Annotated in this window: 21 protein-coding genes and 3 pseudogenes; 12 read left to right on the plus strand and 12 right to left on the minus strand. The window is 58.3% G+C overall.

The features are described 5' to 3' along the window. Positions 1-7 precede the first annotated feature (7 nt). The 5 genes and pseudogenes from ANTHELSMS3_RS24155 to ANTHELSMS3_RS24175 all read left to right on the plus strand — a co-directional run. A pseudogene (locus ANTHELSMS3_RS24155) lies at positions 8-181 on the plus strand (IS6 family transposase); the annotation flags it as partial. 225 nt (positions 182-406) lie between these two features. Then, positions 407-598 carry a hypothetical protein gene (locus ANTHELSMS3_RS24160; RefSeq protein WP_094037555.1) on the plus strand — a complete coding sequence of 64 codons (192 nt, stop codon included), beginning with the start codon at positions 407-409 and terminating at the stop codon, positions 596-598. Next, entirely contained in the window at positions 598-1,956 is a 1,359-nt protein-coding gene (locus ANTHELSMS3_RS24165; protein ID WP_254694981.1) for an amidase, read from the plus strand. Before ANTHELSMS3_RS24160 ends, ANTHELSMS3_RS24165 begins: the two co-directional genes overlap by 1 nt. Positions 1,957-2,271: 315 nt before the next feature. After that, a pseudogene (locus ANTHELSMS3_RS24170) lies at positions 2,272-3,401 on the plus strand (IS3 family transposase). A gap of 80 nt (positions 3,402-3,481) precedes the next feature. Next, positions 3,482-3,631, plus strand: a pseudogene (locus ANTHELSMS3_RS24175) (IS6 family transposase); the annotation flags it as partial. 123 nt (positions 3,632-3,754) lie between these two features. Here the strand turns inward: ANTHELSMS3_RS24175 and ANTHELSMS3_RS24180 are convergent. The 11 genes from ANTHELSMS3_RS24180 to ANTHELSMS3_RS24230 are packed head-to-tail and all read right to left on the minus strand — an operon-like array spanning position 3,755 to position 14,506. Continuing rightward, a complete protein-coding gene (locus tag ANTHELSMS3_RS24180; protein ID WP_094037557.1) occupies positions 3,755-4,924 on the minus strand; it encodes an acetyl-CoA acetyltransferase in 1,170 nt (389 codons plus the stop codon). Continuing rightward, positions 4,921-5,283, minus strand: a complete 363-nt coding sequence (locus tag ANTHELSMS3_RS24185) for a Zn-ribbon domain-containing OB-fold protein (RefSeq protein ID WP_094037558.1) — start codon at positions 5,281-5,283, stop codon at positions 4,921-4,923. The genes ANTHELSMS3_RS24180 and ANTHELSMS3_RS24185 overlap by 4 nt, the downstream gene beginning before the upstream one ends. A gap of 6 nt (positions 5,284-5,289) precedes the next feature. Then, the gene (locus tag ANTHELSMS3_RS24190; protein ID WP_094037559.1) at positions 5,290-6,096 is read right to left on the minus strand and encodes an enoyl-CoA hydratase/isomerase family protein; all 807 of its coding nucleotides are present in this window, start codon (positions 6,094-6,096) and stop codon (positions 5,290-5,292) included. 3 nt (positions 6,097-6,099) lie between these two features. Then, the gene (locus tag ANTHELSMS3_RS24195) at positions 6,100-6,885 is read right to left on the minus strand and encodes an SDR family oxidoreductase (protein ID WP_094037560.1); all 786 of its coding nucleotides are present in this window, start codon (positions 6,883-6,885) and stop codon (positions 6,100-6,102) included. Between the two features lie 4 nt (positions 6,886-6,889). Beyond that, positions 6,890-8,797, minus strand: a complete 1,908-nt coding sequence (locus tag ANTHELSMS3_RS24200) for an AMP-binding protein (protein ID WP_094037614.1) — start codon at positions 8,795-8,797, stop codon at positions 6,890-6,892. Positions 8,798-8,837: 40 nt separating this feature from the next. Beyond that, positions 8,838-9,560 (minus strand): ABC transporter ATP-binding protein, encoded by a 723-nt coding sequence (locus ANTHELSMS3_RS24205; RefSeq protein WP_094037561.1) that lies wholly within the window; start codon positions 9,558-9,560, stop codon positions 8,838-8,840. Then, positions 9,550-10,281: an ABC transporter ATP-binding protein gene (locus ANTHELSMS3_RS24210; protein ID WP_094037615.1), complete on the minus strand. Its 732-nt coding sequence runs from the start codon at positions 10,279-10,281 to the stop codon at positions 9,550-9,552. The genes ANTHELSMS3_RS24205 and ANTHELSMS3_RS24210 overlap by 11 nt, the downstream gene beginning before the upstream one ends. Beyond that, complete coding sequence (locus ANTHELSMS3_RS24215; RefSeq protein ID WP_254694961.1) at positions 10,277-11,224, minus strand: branched-chain amino acid ABC transporter permease; 948 nt, start codon at positions 11,222-11,224, stop codon at positions 10,277-10,279. Before ANTHELSMS3_RS24215 ends, ANTHELSMS3_RS24210 begins: the two co-directional genes overlap by 5 nt. Continuing rightward, a complete protein-coding gene (locus tag ANTHELSMS3_RS24220; RefSeq protein ID WP_094037562.1) occupies positions 11,217-12,092 on the minus strand; it encodes a branched-chain amino acid ABC transporter permease in 876 nt (291 codons plus the stop codon). The genes ANTHELSMS3_RS24215 and ANTHELSMS3_RS24220 overlap by 8 nt, the downstream gene beginning before the upstream one ends. A 34-nt stretch (positions 12,093-12,126) precedes the next feature. Continuing rightward, positions 12,127-13,302: an ABC transporter substrate-binding protein gene (locus ANTHELSMS3_RS24225; protein ID WP_094037563.1), complete on the minus strand. Its 1,176-nt coding sequence runs from the start codon at positions 13,300-13,302 to the stop codon at positions 12,127-12,129. 49 nt (positions 13,303-13,351) lie between these two features. After that, positions 13,352-14,506: a CaiB/BaiF CoA transferase family protein gene (locus ANTHELSMS3_RS24230; RefSeq protein ID WP_157733647.1), complete on the minus strand. Its 1,155-nt coding sequence runs from the start codon at positions 14,504-14,506 to the stop codon at positions 13,352-13,354. Positions 14,507-14,680: 174 nt separating this feature from the next. On the opposite strand from ANTHELSMS3_RS24230, the gene ANTHELSMS3_RS24235 reads away from it, so the two are divergent. From ANTHELSMS3_RS24235 to ANTHELSMS3_RS24255, 5 genes are read left to right on the plus strand one after another with little or no spacing between them, the layout of a single operon-like run. After that, positions 14,681-15,091: a hypothetical protein gene (locus ANTHELSMS3_RS24235; protein ID WP_094037565.1), complete on the plus strand. Its 411-nt coding sequence runs from the start codon at positions 14,681-14,683 to the stop codon at positions 15,089-15,091. 4 nt (positions 15,092-15,095) lie between these two features. Further along, on the plus strand, positions 15,096-15,515 hold the full coding sequence (locus ANTHELSMS3_RS24240) for a MaoC family dehydratase (protein WP_094037566.1): 420 nt from the start codon (positions 15,096-15,098) through the stop codon (positions 15,513-15,515). After that, positions 15,502-16,656 carry an acyl-CoA dehydrogenase family protein gene (locus tag ANTHELSMS3_RS24245; RefSeq protein ID WP_094037567.1) on the plus strand — a complete coding sequence of 385 codons (1,155 nt, stop codon included), beginning with the start codon at positions 15,502-15,504 and terminating at the stop codon, positions 16,654-16,656. The genes ANTHELSMS3_RS24240 and ANTHELSMS3_RS24245 overlap by 14 nt, the downstream gene beginning before the upstream one ends. 32 nt (positions 16,657-16,688) lie before the next feature. Further along, positions 16,689-17,594: an SDR family oxidoreductase gene (locus tag ANTHELSMS3_RS24250; protein WP_094037617.1), complete on the plus strand. Its 906-nt coding sequence runs from the start codon at positions 16,689-16,691 to the stop codon at positions 17,592-17,594. 16 nt (positions 17,595-17,610) lie between these two features. Continuing rightward, complete coding sequence (locus tag ANTHELSMS3_RS24255; protein ID WP_198319967.1) at positions 17,611-18,480, plus strand: IclR family transcriptional regulator; 870 nt, start codon at positions 17,611-17,613, stop codon at positions 18,478-18,480. Here the strand turns inward: ANTHELSMS3_RS24255 and ANTHELSMS3_RS24260 are convergent. Continuing rightward, positions 18,470-19,456, minus strand: coding sequence for a LysR family transcriptional regulator (locus ANTHELSMS3_RS24260; protein WP_094037569.1), 987 nt, complete (start codon positions 19,454-19,456; stop codon positions 18,470-18,472). The genes ANTHELSMS3_RS24255 and ANTHELSMS3_RS24260 overlap by 11 nt on opposite strands. Positions 19,457-19,587: 131 nt before the next feature. Between ANTHELSMS3_RS24260 and ANTHELSMS3_RS24265 the strand changes: the two genes are divergently transcribed. Beyond that, positions 19,588-20,751, plus strand: a complete 1,164-nt coding sequence (locus ANTHELSMS3_RS24265) for an acyl-CoA dehydrogenase family protein (protein ID WP_094037570.1) — start codon at positions 19,588-19,590, stop codon at positions 20,749-20,751. Then, complete coding sequence (locus tag ANTHELSMS3_RS24270) at positions 20,751-21,854, plus strand: CaiB/BaiF CoA transferase family protein (protein WP_094037571.1); 1,104 nt, start codon at positions 20,751-20,753, stop codon at positions 21,852-21,854. Before ANTHELSMS3_RS24265 ends, ANTHELSMS3_RS24270 begins: the two co-directional genes overlap by 1 nt.

Consider the following 21,854-nt stretch of genomic DNA (forward strand, 5'->3'; position numbering starts at 1 on the left):
GATAACGATGCAGCCAGTGACAATCTGCTACAAACGCCACTGGTTTCTACGTCAGATCGTTGCTCATGTTGTCTGGTTATGTACGGGGTTCATCTTGAGCCTGCGCGAGGTCGAGGAGATGATGCTGGCACGTGGCGTGGACGTTTCGTACGAGCCGATCCGTCGCAAGTCGCCGACTTTCCGCTCTTGCTAGAAGCTTTCGAGGCGCACAGTGCTGCAATACCTCCGCCCGCCACCAGAACATCGTACTCTGCGCTTAGTTGATCCTACATTTCGTACGCTCCCCGATTGCATGCCTCGAAAATAACATGATACTAGTATTATTAATTACCATTCTGTGGAGTCGGCCCTGACGCCATGCCACAGCTTCCCGTGACCTGTCCTTTTGCATGGTAGACCCTTCTCAATGGCACCCGAACCCGATCTCGAAGAATTTGCGATACTGGCCCGCCGAACGGGTCTGCCGCTCGACGGGACCGACCTGTCGTCCCTGCGTGATGGCTATCTCAAGATGCAGCGGATCGTCGGCGCACTCCAAAGACCGCAAGACATGGCAACAGAGCCGCCGCTGGTTTTCAAAGTGGATCCAAGACCATGATGCCAACCACAATCGCAGAGGCGTCACGCCTAATCGCCAGAAAAGAGATTTCTCCCGTCGAGCTGACGCAATCCTGTCTGGACCAGATAGAATCGGAAAACGACAAAATTGCCGCCTTCATAACCGTGACGGCGGATACGGCACTGGCGACAGCCCGTCAGGCCGAAAGCCGGATCATGCAAGAGGGGCCCCGGACACCGCTCGATGGCATTCCCATCGCGCACAAGGATATCTTCAACACGGCGGGCATCCGGACGACCGCGCATTCCAGGTTGCTGGAACACAACGTCCCAACTACGGACGCAACCGTGGTGCGCCGTTTGGCCGAGGCTGGCACAGTGATGCTTGGCAAACTTTCAACGTTGGAATTTGCTCTGGCGGGTCCATCCTTTGACCTGCCCTGGCCGCCTGCGCGCAATCCCTGGAACACCGATCACTTCACCGCGGGATCAAGCAGCGGCACGGCCGCGGCTGTTGCTGCGGGCCTGATCCTTGGGGGCACAGGAAGCGACACCGGCGGCTCGATCCGCGGACCGGCGGCAATGTGCGGCACCACTGGCATCAAGCCAACCTATGGACGCTGCAGCCGTACCGGGATGCTCCCCCTAGCCCCATCTCTCGATCAGGCCGGCCCGATGGCAAGCACAGCCAGGGACTGTGCAATGCTTCTTCAGCATATGGCGGGCCACGACTCAACCGACCCCGCCAGCCAGAACCAACCGGTTCCCGACTTTTCCAGTCTGATCGGCCAAGGCCTGCGGGGCCTGCGGGTCGGCGTCATACGGCATTTTCACGAACACGATCTGCCAGCGCATCCGCCTGTTCTTTCTGCAATCGAACGCAGCATCGACATCCTGTGCGCAGAGGGCGCAGAGGTCCGCGACGTCATCTTATCACCGTTGTTGGACTACTCTGCAGCCAACAAGATTATCATGAATTGCGAGGCCGCCGCCCTTCATGAAGCCGCCCTTAAAAATCACTCTCACCTTTATGGGGCTTTGCTGAGGGGGCGTCTCATCGTTGCCTCGATGCTATCGTCCAACGACTATATTCAGGCGCAGCGCCGTCGGCAGGAGCTGTCGCAGGAACTAGTCGAAATGATGCGCGAAGTCGATGTACTCATTACTGCAACAGCGGTTGGTGAAGCCCCGCGCATGGACGAAATCACAACCTGGGACGGACTTGAATCCCCCAGCTTCACCGCGCCTTGGAACCTGGTCGGACTGCCTGCAATTGCGGTCCGAATGGGATTTGGCCCAAAGGGCCTGCCAATTTCAGTGCAGCTTGGCGGTCGTAAGTTTGACGAGGCAAGGCTGTTTCAAGTCGCGGACCTGATTGAAGCGAACAACGACAAATGAGTACTTCTGACCTTTAAGCCAGCCTGAATCAAGCACTGTAAAGTTGACTGAGGCGAGCCAAGAAAATCTAAAATTCAATAGGATAACCATTTTGTGACTATGTAGACGCGGTGTTGTCACATTCACGGGAGTGAGATTGCTGGTTCAATGATCTGATTTTAGACCGTGTCGATGCAGACAGTGAAAGTTAACTGCAAACGGCCCCAGATCTTTGCTCAAGTTGTCTGGTATTACGCCAGGTTCAACTTGTGAAGTCGTCCGGCAAAATTGGACGGCGTGCTAAGATGTATCCAACCATGAAAACAGGATACACAAATGACGAAGAGACGCAGTTATTCAGACAAATTCAAAGCTACGGTGGCGCTCGAGGCGCTGCGTGGTGACAAGACCGCGCAAGAGATTGCAGCGAAGCACAAGGTTCATCCAACGCAGGTGACGACGTGGAAACGGCAGGCTATCGATGGGCTGACAGGCGTGTTTTTTGATAAGGTTAGACGAGCTGAAGACAACGGGGCCGAAGTCAAAGAGCTTCACGCCAAGATCGGTAAATTGGCGGTCGAAAACGATTTTTTGTCACAAGGGCTGAAGCGATGAGCCCGTCAGAACGCAAGAATTTGATCGACCGTATCCGCACTGCTCTCAGCCTGACGAAGCAGTGCAAGTTGCTTAAGATCAGCCGGTCCTCTCTGTATTATACGCCGGTTGGTGTGAATGCTGAGACGCTGGATTTGATGAATGAAATTGACCGCGTGTTTACCAAATACCCATTCTTCGGCAGCCGCCAGAACGCAGCTTACTTGCCCAGAAATGGGTTCCATGCTGGCCGCCACCGTGTGCGCCGTCTGATGAGGATCATGGGGCTGCAAGCTATTTATAAGGGTCCAAACACCAGCAAGAAGCACCCAGAGCATCGCATTTATCCATACCTGCTGAGAAAGCTGCCGATAACCCGCCCGAACCACGTTTGGTGCAGTGACATCACCTACATCCCACTGCGGCGTGGCTTCTTGTATCTGGTGGCAATCATGGACTGGGCCACGCGCAAGGTGCTGGCGTGGCGGCTCTCGAATACGCTGGACGCCAGCTTCTGTGTTGAGGCCTTAAAAGAGGCCATAGTAAAATACGGCAAGCCCGAGATTATGAACACCGACCAAGGATCGCAGTTCACTAGTGCAGCCTGAATCACCACTTTGACTGAGGCTGAAGTCAAAATATCGATGGATGGGCGTGGCCGTTATCTCGACAATATCTTCATCGAACGACTGTGGCGGTCCCTCAAACAGGAGGCCGTATACTTGCATGAATTGCAGGATGGGTTCCAAGCCAAACGCGTGATTAAAGATTGGATCAGCTTCTACAACATCGAGCGGCCTCACACCGCTCTCGACAAACGATTTCCCAACGACGCATTCTTCACAACAGAACAGACGCAAAAGGCCGCATGAAACCAACCAGATTACATCTTAGCTGAGCCGTAAAACGGTCCAGAAAAGCAGGACCACTTCAAGTTGATGGGGCGGCTCCCCGGCAGGCACAAAGATTTCTGGCTGCCCATGATCAGATAAACATCGTTTTTCGCCCACGACGCTATCAACTCTCCGCCGTCTCATACCGCCACGCAAGGTCCGATGCTTTCGACCTCTGGCGAGGCTATGCTGCCGAAATGACCGCCTGAATGGCGTGCTTGATGTTGTTTTCAAGCAGATGCAAATAAGTTGGCAATACCGCTGATTTTCATATTTTTTCCTCTTTGCCGTTGGATCTCGTCCAACGACTTTTTGTTTGATGTGCCTCAGCGTCAGACGGTCGCCGATGTGCCAAGAATTGCGGTCGACTGGCTTGATAGCGTGCCGCCATTGCCATGAACGAGCGCGAGTTCTGCGCGGGCGACTTGCCGCTCCCCGCACGTGCCGCGAAGCTGGCGAACAGCCTCGATCATGATGAATGCGCCGTACATTCCGGGATGTATGCACGACAGGCCTCCCCCATTGGTGTTGACCGGCAGCCTGCCGCCCGGCGCGATACCGCCATCGGCCACGAAGCCGCCGCCTTCGCCTTTCGGACAGAAACCGAGATCCTCCAGGAACAGGATCGTGTTTATCGAAAAGGCGTCATAGACCTCGGCAACATCGATGTCGGCCGGCGCAACACCCGCCATGCGGAACGCTTCGCGTCCGGTCTCCACCGCGGCCGTCTCTGTCAGTCTCGGGAGGGACGATCCCTGGCGGGCGAATACCCGCGTGGCGTTGCCCAACACATGAACCGGAGGATGTGGCAAATCTTTGGCGCGGTCAGCGCGAATGAGGACGTAGGCCGCGGCGCCATCGTTCACCATACAGCAATCAAGCGCGCTCAACGGGTCGGAGATCATCTTGGCAGAGAGTACCTCCTCCCGTGTCAACGGATCCCGCCGCTGTGCCTCGGGATTGAGCATGGCCCAAGCGCGGGCGGCCACCACCACATCGGCGAGGTTTTCGCGCGTCGTACCGTAGTCGTGCATATGGCGCGCAGCGGCCATAGCGTATGTGCTCAGCGGGTTGAGGGGCTCGTAAGGATATTCGTAGGGTTGCGGATCGAAATCACGCCGGACGCCTGCGATCACCTTGCGGCTGATCGCCGAACTCCTCTGCGTGCTGCCGTAGCACACGAGAACGGCATTGCACTCCCCCGAATTCAGCGCGTGGATCGCGGGCATAAGATGGGCGACGAAGCTCGACCCGCCCAGCATGGTGCTGTCGATGAAGCTCGGCTTGATCCCGAGGTATTCAATGACAGGCATTGCCCACATCGGAGCGAGCACGCTTGCGGTAGCCAAACCATCAATGTCGCTCATCCGAAGGCCCGCGTCGGCGACCGCAGCATGCGCCGCTTGGGCAAGAATTTCAAGTTCGGTGAAGCCCTTTGCATTGCCGAGCCCGGCCTGACCAACACCGGCGATTGCAACTTTTTCGCGGAAATGTGCATTCATGCTGCGTGCTCCGGACGGTAGAGGATGGTGTCGGCGTTGGGTCCGATCCCGGCGTAGCGGACCGGCATACCGATATGGACGTGCTCCGGCGCGCAATCGACGATCTGTGCCATCATGCGAACACCTTCGCTAAGGTCGACAAGGGCGACACCGTAATCGCCGCCATGTTCCGGCTTCCGGCGGATGATCGTGGTAGAATAGACGACGCCAGTTCCCTTCGGAGTGGCCCAAGTCAAAGTGCCACCGCATTCAGGGCAATGGGTGCGCGGATAGAACACCGCCGAGGTGCAATCGTTGCAGCGTTGGATACGAAACTGACCCTTTGTCAGCAGGTCAAAATATTCAGCTTGAGGCCCCATGGTCTTTTACATTCCCGACGACTTGGCAAATGAAGGATCGCGGCGTTCGCGCAGGGACTTGAGCCCCTCCGTCATATCACCTCCGGTGAAGCCGAGCATTTCGAGCGCTAGGGAGGCGTCGAAGCTGGGGCCGGCGAGCCGCAACCAGTTGTTAAGCGAATGTTTGGTCCATTGCAGGGCCGAGGGGGACCCGGCGGCTAGGCGCTCGACAATCGACATGGTTTGCGCGTCAAGCTCGTCGTCCTCGACGCAAAGCGCCACAAGCCCCATCCGTTCGGCGGCTTCGCCCGTCACCGGCTCGTTCAGGAGCAGATGATATTTGGCTTTTGCCATCCCGCAGAGAAGCGGCCAGATGATCGCCGCATGATCGCCTGCAGCCACGCCAAGCCGGACATGCCCGTCGACAAGCTTGGCTGATTTCGTTGCGACCGGAATATCAGACAGGAGCGCCGCCGCGAGGCCGGCCCCTACCGCCGATCCTTTGATTGCCGACACCACTGGTTTGGGACAGTCGATCAGCCCAAAAACCAGATCGCGCGCTTCCCGGAACATCCGCGCACGGGCTTCGGGTCGGGTGGCCAGATCCTCAACCACCGCGAAATCGCCACCAGCAGAGAACGCCCGGCCTTCGGCGGCAAGCAGGACAGCACGGGTTTGATCATCCCGCGCAATCACTCGCCAGATGTCGGCAAGCTGGCGGTGCCCATCCTCGTCTAGGGCGTTCAGACGGTCTGGGCGGTTCAGCAAGATACGCAGCACGCCATCCGACGGACGGTCGATCGCAAACCCATCGAAGCTCTCATATAATTTCATTGTTCAGCCTCCGATTGAACGGCGTGAAGTGATGCCGCCGTCAACGGTGACGATCGTGCCCGAGGTGTAACCAGATCTCTCAGACGCCAGGAAAGCGAAAAGGTCAGCGATTTCACGCACTTTGGCGACGCGCCCCAAGGGATAATGGGACAGGAACTCAACATAGCGATCTGCGTCTCCGAACTGATCCTGGGCACGCAGTTTGAGCACTTTCGTGATCCGGTCCGTATCAACAGGGCCGGGGTTCACGCCGATGACACGAATGTTGTCATCGAGGCTCGCTCCGCCGATTGCACGGGTAAAGGCCATGAGCGCGGCGTTGCCTGTACTGCCTGCCACGTAACGTGCATCGAAGTTCTCGCCACCGTTGCCAATATTATTAAGGATGACGCCGTGACCCCGTGCCTTCATCCGCGCGTAGAAAAGCCGGGTCATGTCGATGTAGCCCATGACCTTCACTTCCCAGCCTCGCCGCCAAGCTTCGGCGTCAACCTGCCAAAGATCGCCTGCCGGAATTGCGCCAGCATTATTCACGAGGATGTCGATGTCGCCCGCCGCGTCGGCTATTTGCACGGCGGCCTCAGGTTGCGTCAGGTCAGCACCTTGCACCGTGACGGTGACGCCGTGGGCATCGCGGAGGCGAGCCGCGAGTTGCTCCAGCTTGTCGATCTGCCGAGCAACGAGGTGAAGATCAGTTCCTTCCTCGGCGAAGACTTCGGCCAGACCTTCTCCAATGCCCTGCGAAGCGCCTGTAATCAGGGTTTTTTTCCTTTTCAGCATCAGATCCATGGACTTATACTCCCTGTATTACTTTTTGTCCGTCGAGGACTTGACGGATTGCATCGATGGCTTCCGGATTGACCAGCGACGATATGTCTCCGGCGGGTTGCCCTGAGTAAATCGATCGCACGACCCGGCGCATTATTTTGGAACTCCTTGTCTTGGGCAAATCCGCGACGACATAGATCGCCTTGGGTGAAAACGGCTTGCCCAACCGTTCGCGGATACGGGCGCCCACCGCGGTTGCAAGGCCCTCGCTCGCGCTGCCTCGCAAGGTGAGGAAAACTGCGATCGCCTGGCCTTTTACCGGATCGTCGACACCTATTACGGCGACCTCGCGGACTCCTTCGATTTCGACGACTATCTCTTCGACCTCGGCAGGACCGACCCTTTTGCCTGCAACCTTCAGAGTGTCGTCCGAGCGCCCAACCAGAACGTAATTGCCTTCGGTATCGCGAACGGCCAGATCGCCATGTACCCAGATATCAGAGATGGACGCCCAATAGGTCTCCAAATAGCGTGTGTCGTCATGCCAGAAGCTCTGCGTCATGCCGACGAAAGGCTCCCGCACGACCAACTCACCTACTTCGCCGGTGACCGATCGACCATTGGCGTCGGTGACGTCCACAGCGATGCCAGGCGAACGGGCGTTAAAGCACCCCGAGGGGATCGGTCGCGTTACAACACTCGATAGCAACGCACCTGACACTTCAGAGCCGCCGGTGTAATTGATGACCGGCGTATTGCCTGGTCCGATATGGTCTTGGAACCAAGTGAAATGCTCGGGCGCGATGCTTTCGCCAGCGGTGATCAGCAGCTCGACCGAGGACATATCCGCGGTGGTGCTGACATCCTGATTGGCGGCCAAGCCCCGGATCAATGTCGGGGCAGAGCCGAAATGGGTGATTGCATGGTCTTCGATCAGATGGCCCATACGGCCCCAGTCTGGGTAATCCGGTGCACCGTCGTAGCAGATCAGATGGGCGCCGTGACTCAGCGCCGCGGTCAGCACCAGTGCCCCCGCGATCCACCCCATGTCCGCCGGCCAGCAGTAAACAACGTCGCGCGAGACGTTGAAATGTACCGCAGCATCATGGGCGATTTTTATTGGAAAGCTGCCATGGGTGTGCACCGTGCCCTTGGGCTTGCCGGTCGTTCCTGACGTATAGATGAGCATGAAAGGATCGGAACTTTCCATCACTTCGGGCTCGGCCAGAGGTTCGGATGCGGCAAGATCGTCCCAATTCACCGCTCCATGCCAGATCTCTTGCGGACCGGCGGGCGAGAGCTTCTGAATGATTGCAGTCTGGGGAGGAAGCGCCGCCCTTACTGCCGTGATGGTGCCTTTGGTAGCAACGAACTTTCCGCGCCGCTCGAATCCCGTGCTGACGATCAGCGCGTCAACATCGCAGGATTGTAGTCGGGCGAGGATCGCATCGCTGCCGAAACCGCTGAAGAGCGGCACGGCAATTGCCCCAACATAGCTGATGGCAAGGAAGGTCACTGTTGCGGCGATTCCGTTTTCCATAAGGAAACCAATACGGTCACCACGGGAAATGCCCCTGTCCTTCAGTCCGCCGGCAAAACGCTGCACACGTTCGCGCAACTCACCGTAGTTCAATACCTCAGTCTCACCAGACTCCGTGACACCGGTGACAGCAGGTCGCTCGGGCTCTCTGTCGGCATGGCCCAGCAACGTATCGGTCCAGTTCAGCTGCCCGCCCGGGAACCAATCCGGAAATTCCGGTCCGCGTGAGAAATCGGCGTAGCCGGTATAAGGCTTGCGCCAGCGGATGCCGCAAAATGCATTGACCCCGTCCCAGTATCTCTGAGGATCGGCGAGGGAGAGCGCATATAGTTCATCGTAATCAGCACATTCAAGTGCGTGGGCAAGCCGCGTCACTTGGGCATTTTCGATCATGTCTTGTCCGGGTTTCCAGACCGAATGCGATTTGGTCACGTTAAACTCCAAGGTAGGCTAGTCTTACTTCTGGGTTGACCAAAAGTGCCTTAGCGTTATCGGCCATCACGACACGGCCATTTTCCAAGACGTATCCGAAATCCGCGATGGTAAGCGCTACTTCGGCATTTTGCTCGATAAGAAGGATGTCTACGCCAAACTCCGATATCTCCTGGATCAACGCGGCGACTCGGTCCACGACAACGGGGGCCAGACCGATGGTAGGCTCATCAAGCAGCAACAGCTTGGGCGCCCCCATCAAAGCGCGCGCGATGGCCACCATCTGCTGCTGGCCACCGCTGAAGGATTTTGCATGTGTTGAGAGGCGATCCCGCAGCTCCGGGAAAAGCTCAAGGACACGGTCAAAATCTTTGGCGACCTGTTGGCGATCAGTACGCGCGTAAGCGCCGAGTTCGAGGTTTTCGCGCAGGGTCATTTCACCGAACAGCCGTCGTCCCTCAGGCACAATGCCAAGGCCGGCGCGGACCATCTGGTCGGGGCGACTCCGGGTGCAATCTGCGCCGTTGAAAGACACCGAACCGGCCGTCGATTGTATCAGACCGCCGATGACTTTGATCAGGGTCGATTTGCCCGCGCCATTGGCCCCGATCAGCGTGACGACGCTCCCACGTTCCACTGTGATGGCGACATCGTGCAGAACGGGCACGGTACCGTAGCCCGCATCCAAGCCGGAAATTTCGAGTGTAGGGGCGTCAAGAGGCATTGGCTTGTCCCAGATAGGCTTCGATGACTTTTGGGTTATTCTGAATCTCCGCGGGATTGCCGGAAGCCAAGAATTCCCCATGGTGAAGTACGTGAATACGGTCGCAGATCTTCATCACCGCCTTCATGTTGTGTTCCACCAACAGGATCGCGCGGCCATCCGACTCGCGGTAGCCGTTGAGCACCCGAAGAACGGTCGTGACTTCGGTTTCGTTGAGGCCTGTCAGCGGCTCGTCAAGGCAGAGAAGTTTTGGTGCCGCAGCAATCGAGATGGCGATGCTGACGAGCCGCTGAAGCCCGTGCGGTAGGTTTCCAGCGATTTCGTCTAACATCTCGGTCAGCCCGAGCAGGTCCGCCGCTTCGCGAACCTTCGCGATGCGATTGCCGGGCGCGATCCGAGCTAGGGTGCCTAACCGGATATTGTCGCGCACGCTCATGTTGCGCACGTAACTTCCGTGCTGGAAGGTCCGCACCAGGCCTGCTTGGCTCGCCGCCCCGGCCTTGCCGCCTGGCAGGGCTTTGCCCGCGAAGGTAACCTTGCCAGAGGTTGGCGCGAGGAAGCCGCTGATGACATTAAAGGTGGTGCTTTTTCCGGCGCCGTTCGGCCCAATGAGGCCAAAGATCTCTCCCGGCCGGACCTCCAGATCGAGATCCTTGACCGCCACCAAACCGCCGAAGCGGCGACTGACCGCCTCGACTTGGAGGAGTGATTGCATCTCAATGGACATTGGCGTCGACTCCCCGTTTAAAAGGGTTGCCGAGAAATCGCAGCTTCCCCAGAGTTCCCAGGACGCCTTTCGGCATCAGCAGTACCGCGACGATAATCGCCCCGCCGTAGAGGAAATGCTCATCGCCCCCCAGACCTAGCGCGTAGCTCGACAACGCGACGAGCAAGATCGCACCGACGATTGGACCGAGGAAGTGGTCCTCGCCGCCGACCTTGACATATGCGAGCGCGAAGGCAGCCAGCAGGTAACTGAAATCGCCAGGGCTGATGACACTGTTCACGAAGGCGTGCAGCCCGCCCGCGACCCCAGCGGCGAAACAGGCGCCAGAGATGGCGACAACCTTGCAAAGATAGGTATTGATGCCAACGCTGCGGGCAACGTCCTCGTTCTCGCGTATTGCGAACAGGATGCGGCCGAAGTCGGAATGCTCAGCGATGTAAAAGGCCAGAAGCAGCAGCACAACCACACTCATTACGATGAAGGGCATCCAGTCGTCGAGGGCCCGTGCCGGGAAAATTCCGATCATACCGGAAGTGCCCCCGAGCGCATCGAATTTCGAATAGGCGACCCGCACGGCCTCGGCGAAGGCGAAACCGATCAGCAGGAAGTACGGACCTTTGGCGCGAAGCGTGATCGCCCCGAAGACCGCACTTGCCAGCGCCGTGACAAGGCCCGCAGATAGTACGGCAACTCCGAATGGCACGCCGAGCGCTGTGTTGAGGTACCCAGCGCAATAGGCGCCGATGCCTGTGAACGCTGCAAGGGCAAAATTAAGTTCGCCCATCAGCATTACGAAGCGCAGGCTGCTGGCCAGAAGGGCGCTGATTGCCATAAGGTTCAGTACGCTGCGCAAATAGAAATCCTGCAACAGCAGCGACACCAGCAGTGCCCCGCCCGCGAACAGTACAAAGAGACCAGGATTGATACGTTTATCCACGTCCGAGCACCCCTTTTGGCCAGAACAGCAGTACGATGATCACCATTCCAAAGATCGCAAGCGTTGCGTAGGAGGAATCGAGGTAATAACTGCCGAAGGTTTCGATTGAAGCTACAAAAAGACTGCCGAGGATCGCTCCGGGCACGCTGCCCAGCCCGCCGATGATTACAGCGATAAACCCTTTGATCAGGTAGTCAGTGCCGATGACCGGCGAGACGATGGTGACCGGGGCAAGTAACACTCCGGCAACAGCCGCCAACAGTGAGGCAATCATGAAGCCAAGAAATGCGATACGTGAATAGGGCACACCCACCATCATCGCTGCCTCGTGATCGTACGAAACAGCACGCAAGGCCTTTCCCAGCTTCGTGTGGCTAAGTGTCCAATAGAGCGTCGCTGCCATAACCAAGGCAACCGCACAAAGAAAAAGTCGCTGAACAGTGATCTGTGCGCCCGCAATTGACACCCTGCCGGGAAAGATCTCGGGAACGCCGCGTACTGCGCCGCCGAAGACATGCAACAGCACCCCATCGAGCAGTAAAACAAGGCCGATTGATAGGATGAAGGAGCCTACGAGATCGCGCTGGAAATAGCGGAAGCCGAATAAATAAATCAGCGCGCCAAGGCCGAGCGCCGCTACGATTCCGGCCAGCGAGGCCAGAATGTAGGCGATCGGGGCGGATAGGCCGCCCTCGACTAGTGACGGCAGAAAATAGGCGACGGTCAGGGCAGCGACCGCGAAGATGTGGCCGTGAACGAAATTCACGATCCGCATGACGCCAAAGATCAGAGTCAATCCTAACGAGAAAAGGATATAGACTGCTCCGATCTGAAGCGCTGTTGCGCCAAGTTGAATTAAGGTTTGCATTGGATAATCCCTGTTGTCCTGACGTCGCCCCAGTTCACGGAGTCAGCCGTGCGACTTCGACGAGAACACCGTCCGTAACCTGAGTGACGATAATCGGCAGTCGCATCTGTTGATTGCGACCGTAAAGCTCTTCACCGTAGAAGCCGACCTCCTGGCCGTAGAAGCTCTGGAAGGTCACCTCCGGCAGCACCTCGGCCACAGCTTTCGGATCCACGCTTCCGGCCATTTCCATTGCGGCCTTCAGGGCGTAGAGGGAATCGTAGAAGCCGATCTGCACGGCGTTGAGCGATTCCCCGATCTCTGCCTTGGCCCGATCATTGATCGCCTTTTGATGGTCGGTCACATTGTCGCCGTCGAAGGTGACACCGGCCCCCATATAGACGCCTTCTGCGGCACCCCCGCCGGTCGCCTTCAACCCGTCAGCCCCGGTGCCTACTTCGACCACCTTGACGCCACTCCAGCCGATAACGTCGAGTTCCTTGAAGATCGCACCGGCATCGGCGGGCGGTGTCGCGCCCAGATCGATGATCGCCGGATTCAGCGATGCGAGGCGCGCGGCAATGGGCTGGAATTCGGTGGTCCCGCGCTCGTAGAAATCGCTGCTGGCAACCTTGACACCGTTCTCTTGCCAGACTTTGCCCCCGAGTGCTTCGGTTTCCTGTCCGGTCGCGTCGTTGGGATTCAGCATCGCAACGGATTTGGCCTCCGGATATTTATCCGCGATATAGCCGATTAGCAGCGGTAGGATCTCGCCCGGCGTGTTCATCTGGGTGAAGGTCATTGGGTGGTCCATACCCTTGAGACTGGCTCCCCATGCGACTGTAAAGACCAGCACGCCCTGGCGCTCAGCCAGCGATTGCAGCGCTTGTACCGGCGCGGTGCCGAGACTACCGCCGATGAACTTGACGCCCTCGCGGTTCAGCAGGGCTTGCGCGACCTTGGTGCCCTCGGCGGCGTTGTACTTGTTGTCATAGGGCAGACATTCGAAATTGTATGTCTCGCCATCGACCGAAACGCCGCCGCTTTCACGGATCTCCTCCGCAGCGGTTTCACACAGGAACTCGGCGCCCTTGCCCCAGACCGCTGCCGCACCGGACAGTGGCACCGAAAGGCCTAACTTGATAATTTCCTCGGCCTGGGCTGCAGTGGCCAGAATTCCTGTGAGCGCGACAATCGCTGTTCCCGTCTTTAGTCTTGTCTTAATCATCATTCTTATCCTCCATTTGATGATATTGGTTCTTGATCTGAAGGCCGGACCCTCAGGTCGGCAGCTCTCCCAACTCCCGCATGATCTCGTCGTTATGTTCGCCCAATTGTGGGGCAGGGCGGGGGCCCGTCGTCCCGGCGAGCTGCGCCAACGGAGCGACGACCGGAACGTCGCGCGCCGCGGGGTAAGAGAAGTAGCCTCCGTTCTGCAGCTCCGCCGATTGCAATGCCTCCGCCGCGCTGAGAATCGGCACGCAGGGAATGCGCATTTCCGTCAGGCTCGCCAGAATTTCGGCGGAGCTTCGTATGCGGCACCATTCCGCGACAATCTCACTGAGTGCGGCACCGTTCTCGCCGCGCGCGATGTCGCTGGCGTATTCGGGCCGACCGACGAGGTCGGGGCGTCCAATCCGTTCGGCAAACCGGGCAAACATCATGTCGCCGATGACCTGGATCATGACCCATCCGTCCGCTGAACGGAACGCGTCGGAAGGCCCGGATATCGGGGAACGGTTGCCAGTGGCCGCGCGTTCGCGCGTTCCTGTGGCAGCCTCGATTAGGATGGGGTTCATGATCGCAAGCGCATTCTGCAGTAGCGAGGTTTCGACCTGCTGTCCCTTGCCTGTCCGCATGTGACGAATGATTGCGGCAAGCGTCGCATATGCTGCGGCAATGCCAGTGCTGTAGTCGACATAGGAAACTGCTGCACGAGTGGGCATGGCACCGTCGCCGGTGATATGCATCGCTCCGCTCAATGCCTGTCCCGTTCCGTCAAAGCCGGTCAGGTTGCGGCTCGCTCCGATCGTCGAATAAGCCGAAATGGTGGTGAGGATAATGTCTGGCTTGAGGGCCCGCAGCTCGTCATAGCTCAGGCCGGCCTTGGTCAGTTGGGCGGGCGGCATGTTAACGATCACAACATCCGAAACCATGACCAGGGCTCGCAGCACTGATGACTCGTTTGGATCGCGAAAGTCGATCGCGAGAGATCGTTTTCCGCGGTTCATCTGAGCATAGAGCGCCCCATCGCGGTCGGGGCCAAGCGGCATGACATCGCGATCGGAAGCCCCGGAGACCGGTTCCACCCGAATCACATCGGCACCGAGATCGGCCAAGAGCGCCGCGCAGAGTGGTGCGGCGATGTAGCGGCCGAAATCGAGCACTCGCAAACCTGCAAGAATCGGCTCCGCCGGGTCGATTGAACGTTCCAATATATCGCTCCTCCTTGGCCGCGCTTTGTTCCGCCGCGTCTTTTTTGGCTTTCAAATCCCCACGGCGCATGTTAGCCGTTCCCTATGATGAATAGCATTCACATATTGCGATGCACGTTACAAGCCGAAAAATCCACACCTTCATTATCGGCGACTTTTGAAAAGGAGAAATCCATGGGACTTCAGTCCGACGTTCCGGACATCTGGAATTATTCCGCATTCGTCGAAGGCCAACTGCTTGGTTCGACTGAGTTTCGCATTGACGAGAACCGGCTTCGCCTTTGGTCAGGCATTTTTGATTGGCCCGCGATGTCTGAGCGTTTGTCCGTCAGTCTGCTCGTGAGCGCGATGATGGAGGCGTATCTCCACGTCGCGCAGCCGCGGCCACCTGGCAACATTCACGCCGGACAAAAGCTCTGGCTCCATGGGCGGGCGCCGCATCTGGGGGAGGCTCTCACCGTCACCACCCGTGTCGCAGGCAAGGAAGAGCGCAAAGGCCGCAAGTGGCTAGCCTTCGAGAGCAACATTACATCCGGTGGCGACTGGCTACTTAAGGGCGAAATCCTCACCATTTGGGCGGAGTGACGCTATGACATCGAACCTCGCGCTCCCGCCTCACCTCACACAGGCGCGCATCGAAACGAATGCGACGAAGACGGCCCGCTACGCGGCTTTGACCGCCGATTTTAATCCCATTCACGTCGATCCAGACTTTGCGCAACGCACGCCCTTTGGGGCGCCGATCAATCACGGCACCCTCGGGCTGTCTCTCTTGGCGCAGGCCATCGAAACGACACTCGGTCCCGTGCCGCATCAGGTGAACGTCCGCTTTTCAAGGCCCGCGCCGGTTGGCGTTTCGCTGATCGCCGCTGGCGACTTGCTGGAAACTGGCGACGGGTACCATGTCCATGTGACAACCGATGACGGCGTGCGGGTCATCGAAGGCACGCTACACCTCCTCGAACCTACCAAGATTGAACAGAAAGAAAGCTCTGATGACCGAAATTGATGATGAAACCTTCAACCAGCTCCAGGATGCCATCGATCGTTTCGTGACCGAGCGGCTGAAGCCAAACGAGATGCGCGTCGAGGAGTCCGACGAAATTCCCGAAGATCTTGTTGAAGAAATGAAGGAGCTGGGCCTGTTCGGACTCACGATTTCGCCCGATTACGGCGGTATCGGCCTGAATTGCCGACAAGAATCCGAGATTGCCATGATCCTCGGCCAGACGGCTCCGGCCTTTCGGTCGCTGTTCGGAACGAACATCGGCATCGGCGCGCGCGGCCTGATACTTGAAGGTACAGAAGAGCAGAAAGAGGCGTATCTGCCAAAATTGGCGAGCGGTGAGATGATTGCGTCCTTCGCCCTAACCGAGCCAGATTCGGGGTCTGATCCCGCGAGTCTCAAGACTAAAGCGGTGAGGGACGGCGACGATTATCTGATCTCGGGAACAAAGCGATATATCACAAACGCCTCGCGAGCCGGGCTATTCACCGTTATGGCGCGGACCGATTTCGAGCAGACCGGCGCGGGCGCGATTTCGGCTTTTCTCGTTCCTGCGGATGCGCCCGGCATTACGCTTGGTGCGAAGGACAAAAAGATGGGACAGCGCGGGACGACGACCTGCGACGTCATCTTCGAGAACGTTCGCGTTCCGGCAACTGCCATCATCGGGCAAGAGCCTGGGCAGGGGTTCAGACTGGCTATGCGGGTCTTGGATCGCGGTCGTATCCACATAGGCGCGCTGTCCACCGGGATGTGCAAACGGCTGATTCAGGAAATGGTCGCTTTCGCGACAGAACGCCGCCAATTTGGGCAGGTGATCTCTGAGTTCCAGCTCATTCAAGCGATGATCGCGGACAGCTACACCGAATTTTCGGCGGCTCAGTCCTTGGTTCGTGCCACTGCCGCGGAATACGACGCTGCCGGAGCCGCGCGGATCAATGCGTCCGCACTGAAATACTTCGCAACAGAGGCCGTGGGGCGGATTGCCGACCGAGCGGTGCAAGTCCATGGCGGGGCCGGTTACATGACCGAATATGCCGTCGAACGGTTCTACCGCGATGTACGGCTGTTCCGGATCTACGAAGGTACAAGCCAGATCCAGCAGCTGCTGATCGCTCGGCAACTCATCAAGAACGGTTTGTAACCTTGGAGGGAAACACCATGACCAAGACTTCCATGCTTGAAGGCAAATCCATTGTGGTCACTGGCGCCGGCGGCGGGATAGGCAGGGCGATCGCACTGGCCGCCGCTGCCGAAGGTGCTTCGGTCGTTGTGAACGATATCGGAGCCGCGCTCGATGGAAGCGGCGAGAATGCCGGGCCGGCCCACCAGGTGGTCGCGGAAATCCTCGACGCCGGGGGCGAGGCGGTGGCCGACACCTCCAGTGTCAGCGACCCGGCGGGGGCAGAAGCCATGATCGCCATCGCCCTAGACTCCTTCGGTCACATCGACGGGGTGGTAAACAATGCCGGAGTTCTGAGGGACGGGTTCTTTCACAAGATGTCCACGGACCAGCTTGATCAGGTCCTCAAGGTGCATCTCTACGGGAGCTTCAACGTCAGCCGCGCGGCGGCACCGCATTTCAAGGACCAAGGGAGCGGCGCCTTCGTGCACATGACGTCGACTTCCGGACTGATCGGCAATCTCGCTCAGGCTAATTATTCCGCCGCGAAAATGGGAATTGTCGGTCTGTCGAAATCGATTGCCCTTGACCTTCAAAGGTTCGACGTGCGCTCGAACTGCATCGCGCCTTTTGCCTGGAGCCGGATGATCAGCTCTATCAAGGCGGACACCGATGACCAAAAGGCACGCGTCGCGAAGCTTCAGCAGATGACGCCCGACAAGGTCGCGACCATGGTTGCCTATCTCCTGTCGGATGCGGCGCGGGACGTGAACGGCCAGATATTCTGCGTACGCAACAATGAGATTCTCCTGTTCAGCCAGCCGCGACCTGTCCGCTCCGTGCACAGGGGCGAGGGCTGGACGGTTGCGAGTATCGCGGAACATGCGATCCCGGCACTAAGATCGGCTTTCTATCCTCTCGATGTATCGGCCGAAGTGTTCTCATGGGACCCAGTGTGAACCTGACCTACCCGAAATGTCACGTTCCGCGCAAAGCCTCGTCTGGCGCGGAACGGCATTAGGCGATAATTGTCCGGCGAAAGAAAGATGGTGGATCGGCATGGGAAGAGAAGACTCGATCAAAGGGAAATCCGTCGGGGCGGTTCACAACGGTCTGCGCATCCTCCGATACGTTTCGGAACTTGGAACGCCGACTGGCGTGAACCAAATCGCTCGGACGACCGGCGTCAGCGCCAGCAGCAGCTTCAACATCCTCGGCACGCTAGTTCAGGAAGGTCTGATTAATTTCGACCACGATACCAAAACCTACTCGCCAGGGATCGGGCTGCTCGGCCTCGCGATTCCGCTGCTCCCGACAAATCCGATCGACCTTGTCACGCCGGAAATTGAAGAACTGTCGCGCAAGCATAACAGCCTGATCTGCCTATGGAACGTCACGGCTGACGAACGTATCGTCCTGAGCAACCGCGCCTCATCCTCGACGACGGTGCGGGTCGATATGAACCTGGGCGCGCGTTTGCCCGCCTATGTCGGCGCGGTTGGGCGTTGCTATGCCGCACTTCGAAATACGCCTGAAAAGATCCTGCGCGAGACCTTCGACAAGCTGCATTGGCAGTCGCCTCCGCGTTTCGAGGATTATCTCCTGGACATTGAAACAGCCCGACACTGCGGGTTTGCCTTCGATTTCGGCAACCTGTTCAACGGTCTCGAAATCACCGCGTCAGTGGTCACGGATGCCATGTCGCGTCCGCGCTACGGGTTGAGCGGCATATCAATCGCAGGACAGCAGTCGCGGGCGCAGATCGAAAGCCTCGCCAAGGACATCAAGCGGTCCGCCGATTGGATCGGCACCAATCTGTTCGGGGCGCCACAGGTCAGTCGTTGAAAAGATGGGGCGCCCGTGTTTCGTCCGACTGCCATAATAAACCTGCCTCGCCGTATGTGCCGGATATTGCACCGGCCCAGATCCCAGAGGTCACGAGATCGCCCACGATGTGATGGGCAAGCGTAGCGACAGCCTCGCTCGCGTGGCTCGAATGTCCGTTGCGGCGCTGGACCAGATACACGTTTCGCCGCAAATCTTGTTTCTCGAACCGCGCCAACCGCAACATTCCCTCTCGGGCGCTGCCGTTCACTGCATGGAAGGGAAGGATCGAACACCCCATGCCGCGCTCGACAAGCGTCTTGGTATTGGAGTACGAATCGATCTCGACCTCTGTGGTTAAAGTGAGATCGTATTGCCGCGCCCATCCGTCCAGAAGCGTGCGCAGCCCATGGGCCGTACTGGGTAGGATAAGCGGCAGATCCATCAACCGCGCCGGCGCGATACGTGCGGGCACATCCATGTTCTTGGGCGCCAGTAGAACCAATTCTTCACTCAGGAGCAGTTCGGATTCGAACGTCTTATCTTCGACGCGCATGTAGAGTACGGCGAGGTCGATGAGACCTTCTCGCAACCAGTTCAAAACAAATCCGCTCATTGCATCGCTGATGGTCAGCCGGACATCCGAAAACCGGTCTTTTACGGCAAGCACTAAGGGCACCGACAGGATGTCTCCGATCGTTCCCGGCAGCCCGAGACGAACGTCGCCCTTGGGCGAAGCGCCAAGATTTCGGACATCATCCTCTATCCGCGCAATCTCGTCCAAGACGATCTTCGCGCGATGCAGAAGGAGGGACCCTGCCTCTGTCAACGCGACGCCGCGGGCCTGCCGGATCAACAGTTTTGTGCCCAGATGCTCTTCCATATTCCGCACATGGAGCGACAGAGCCGGTTGCGCCACACCCAGGACCTGAGACGCTGCGGAGATGGACCCCGACTCAGCAATCTGCCGAAAATACTTCAATTGCTTCAGGTCCATGGACGCCTCCGGGCGTTAGCGACGAGTCGCAGTCATATATAAAGTTGGTATGGCTCGCCTCGCAAACCAATATTTGTGAGATGGCTGGGTCCACGGATATGGTCAGCGGACACAGAAGCGGAGCTAGTACGATGGCCGTTACCATAAACGAAGACTATCAGGATATACGCGAAGGCGTGCGCGCCCTCTGTGCCCAGTTTCCCGATGAGTATCATCGAAACGTCGACGAAGTCCGCGCCTATCCCGAGGAGTTCGTGGAGGCGCTGACGCGCGAGGGCTGGATGGCGGCCCTTATTCCCGAAGAATACGGCGGATCGGGTCTCGGCCTGACCGAAGCTTCTGTAATCATGGAAGAGATCAACCGATCCGGCGGCAACTCCGGCGCCTGCCACGGCCAGATGTACAACATGAATACGCTGATCAGGCACGGATCGGAAGCGCAACGTCAGGCCTATCTTCCGAAGATCGCCACGGGCGAATTGCGCCTGCAATCCATGGGCGTGACCGAGCCGACGACGGGCACTGACACGACCAAGATCAAGACCACCGCCGTCAAGAAGGGCGACCGCTATGTGGTCAACGGTCAGAAGGTTTGGATCAGCCGGGTGCAGCACTCCGATCTGATGATCCTCCTCGCGCGCACCACACCTCTTACCGAGGTGAAGAAGAAATCCGAGGGCCTCTCAATCTTCCTCGTCGATATCAAAGAGGCGATGAAGGACGGCATGACGGTCAAGCCGATCCCCAACATGGTGAACCACGAAACCAACGAATTGTTCTTCGACCATCTCGAAATCCCGGAAGAAAACCTGATCGGGGAGGAGGGCAAAGGGTTCAAATACATCTTGACCGGGCTCAACGCAGAGCGGGTGTTGATTGCGGCGGAATGCATTGGCGATGGCTACTGGTTCACCGAACGTGTCAGCAAATACGTCTCAGAACGCGAAGTGTTTGGCCGTCCTATCGGACAGAATCAGGGGGTGCAATTCCCCATCGCTGAAGCTTTCATCGAAGTCGAGGCCGCGAATCTCATGCGCTTCGATGCCTGCCGGCGCTTCGACAGCGGACTGGATTGCGGCGCTCAGGCCAATATGGCGAAATACCTCGCCGCCAAAGCCTCATGGGAAGCGGCGAATGCTTGCATCCAGTTCCATGGCGGGTTCGGCTTCGCCAATGAGTACGATGTCGAGCGCAAATTCCGCGAGACGCGGCTCTATCAGGTGGCACCGATCTCGACGAACTTGATCCTCTCCTACGTCGCCGAACACGTTCTGAAATTGCCGAGGTCTTTCTGATGGCGCGGCCGCTGGAAGGGATCAAGGTCGTTGCCATCGAACAGGCGGTCGCGGCTCCGTTTGCCACTGTTCGCCTAGCCGACGCCGGAGCGGAGGTCGTCAAGATCGAACGGACTGAAGGCGATTTCGCGCGCGGTTACGACGATGTGGCCAAGGGCCAGTCCAGCTATTTCGTATGGCTGAACCGTGGAAAAACATCCGTCGTGTTGGATCTCGCATCTCCCGAAGGAAAGGCTGAACTGAGCTGCCTTCTGAGCGAGGCGGACGTGCTGGTCCAGAATCTCAAGCGCGGGGCGCTGGACAGGCTCGGGTTTTCATTTGACAGGTTGGAGAAGGAGTACCCGCGGCTAGTGACCTGTTCGATCACCGGGTACGGCGAAGATGGACCTATGGCGGATCGCAAGGCCTACGACCTTCTGATCCAAGCGGAATCGGGTCTGTGCTCTATCACCGGCGGTCCAGACGAACCCTCACGCGTAGGTGTTTCGATAGTCGACATTGCCACCGGATCGACAGCCTATGGCGCCATCCTCGAGGCGCTTTTGCGTCGGGCCAAGACAGGGATGGGCGCGACGATCTCGGTTTCGATGTTCGATGTCATTGCCGATTGGCTTACTGTGCCGCTCCTGAATCATGAGGGGGGAAAGTCACCCCGTCGTGTCGGGATGGCGCATCCTTCCATCGCGCCATACGGCGTGTTCCGCGCACAGGACGGCAGCCAGATCCTGATCGCGATCCAAAGCGACCGCGAATGGGCAAAGCTCTGCGAGGTTTTTCTGGACCGCTCCGATCTGGCTGGCGACCCAACATTTGCCACCAACACAGCGCGCGTGGCCAACCGGCACAAAACCGATGCTGCCGTCGCGGTTGGCTTTGCCCGGCGCAGCGGGGAAGAGGCTATCGCTGCTCTGGAACGGGCCGATGTGGCGCTGGCTGCTGTCAATAACATGGCGGATCTCTCCGCGCATCCGCAACTGCGGCGGATTACGGTCGACACGCCGAACGGGCCGGTTTCTTATCCGGCACCCGCCCCGGTCTGGCGCGACGAGACGCCGGGCTACGGTCCGGTGCCTGCTCTCGCCCATCCTGAACCGGTGGATTGA

The organism is Antarctobacter heliothermus, from assembly GCF_002237555.1.
GTDB classification, from domain to species: domain Bacteria; phylum Pseudomonadota; class Alphaproteobacteria; order Rhodobacterales; family Rhodobacteraceae; genus Antarctobacter; species Antarctobacter heliothermus_B.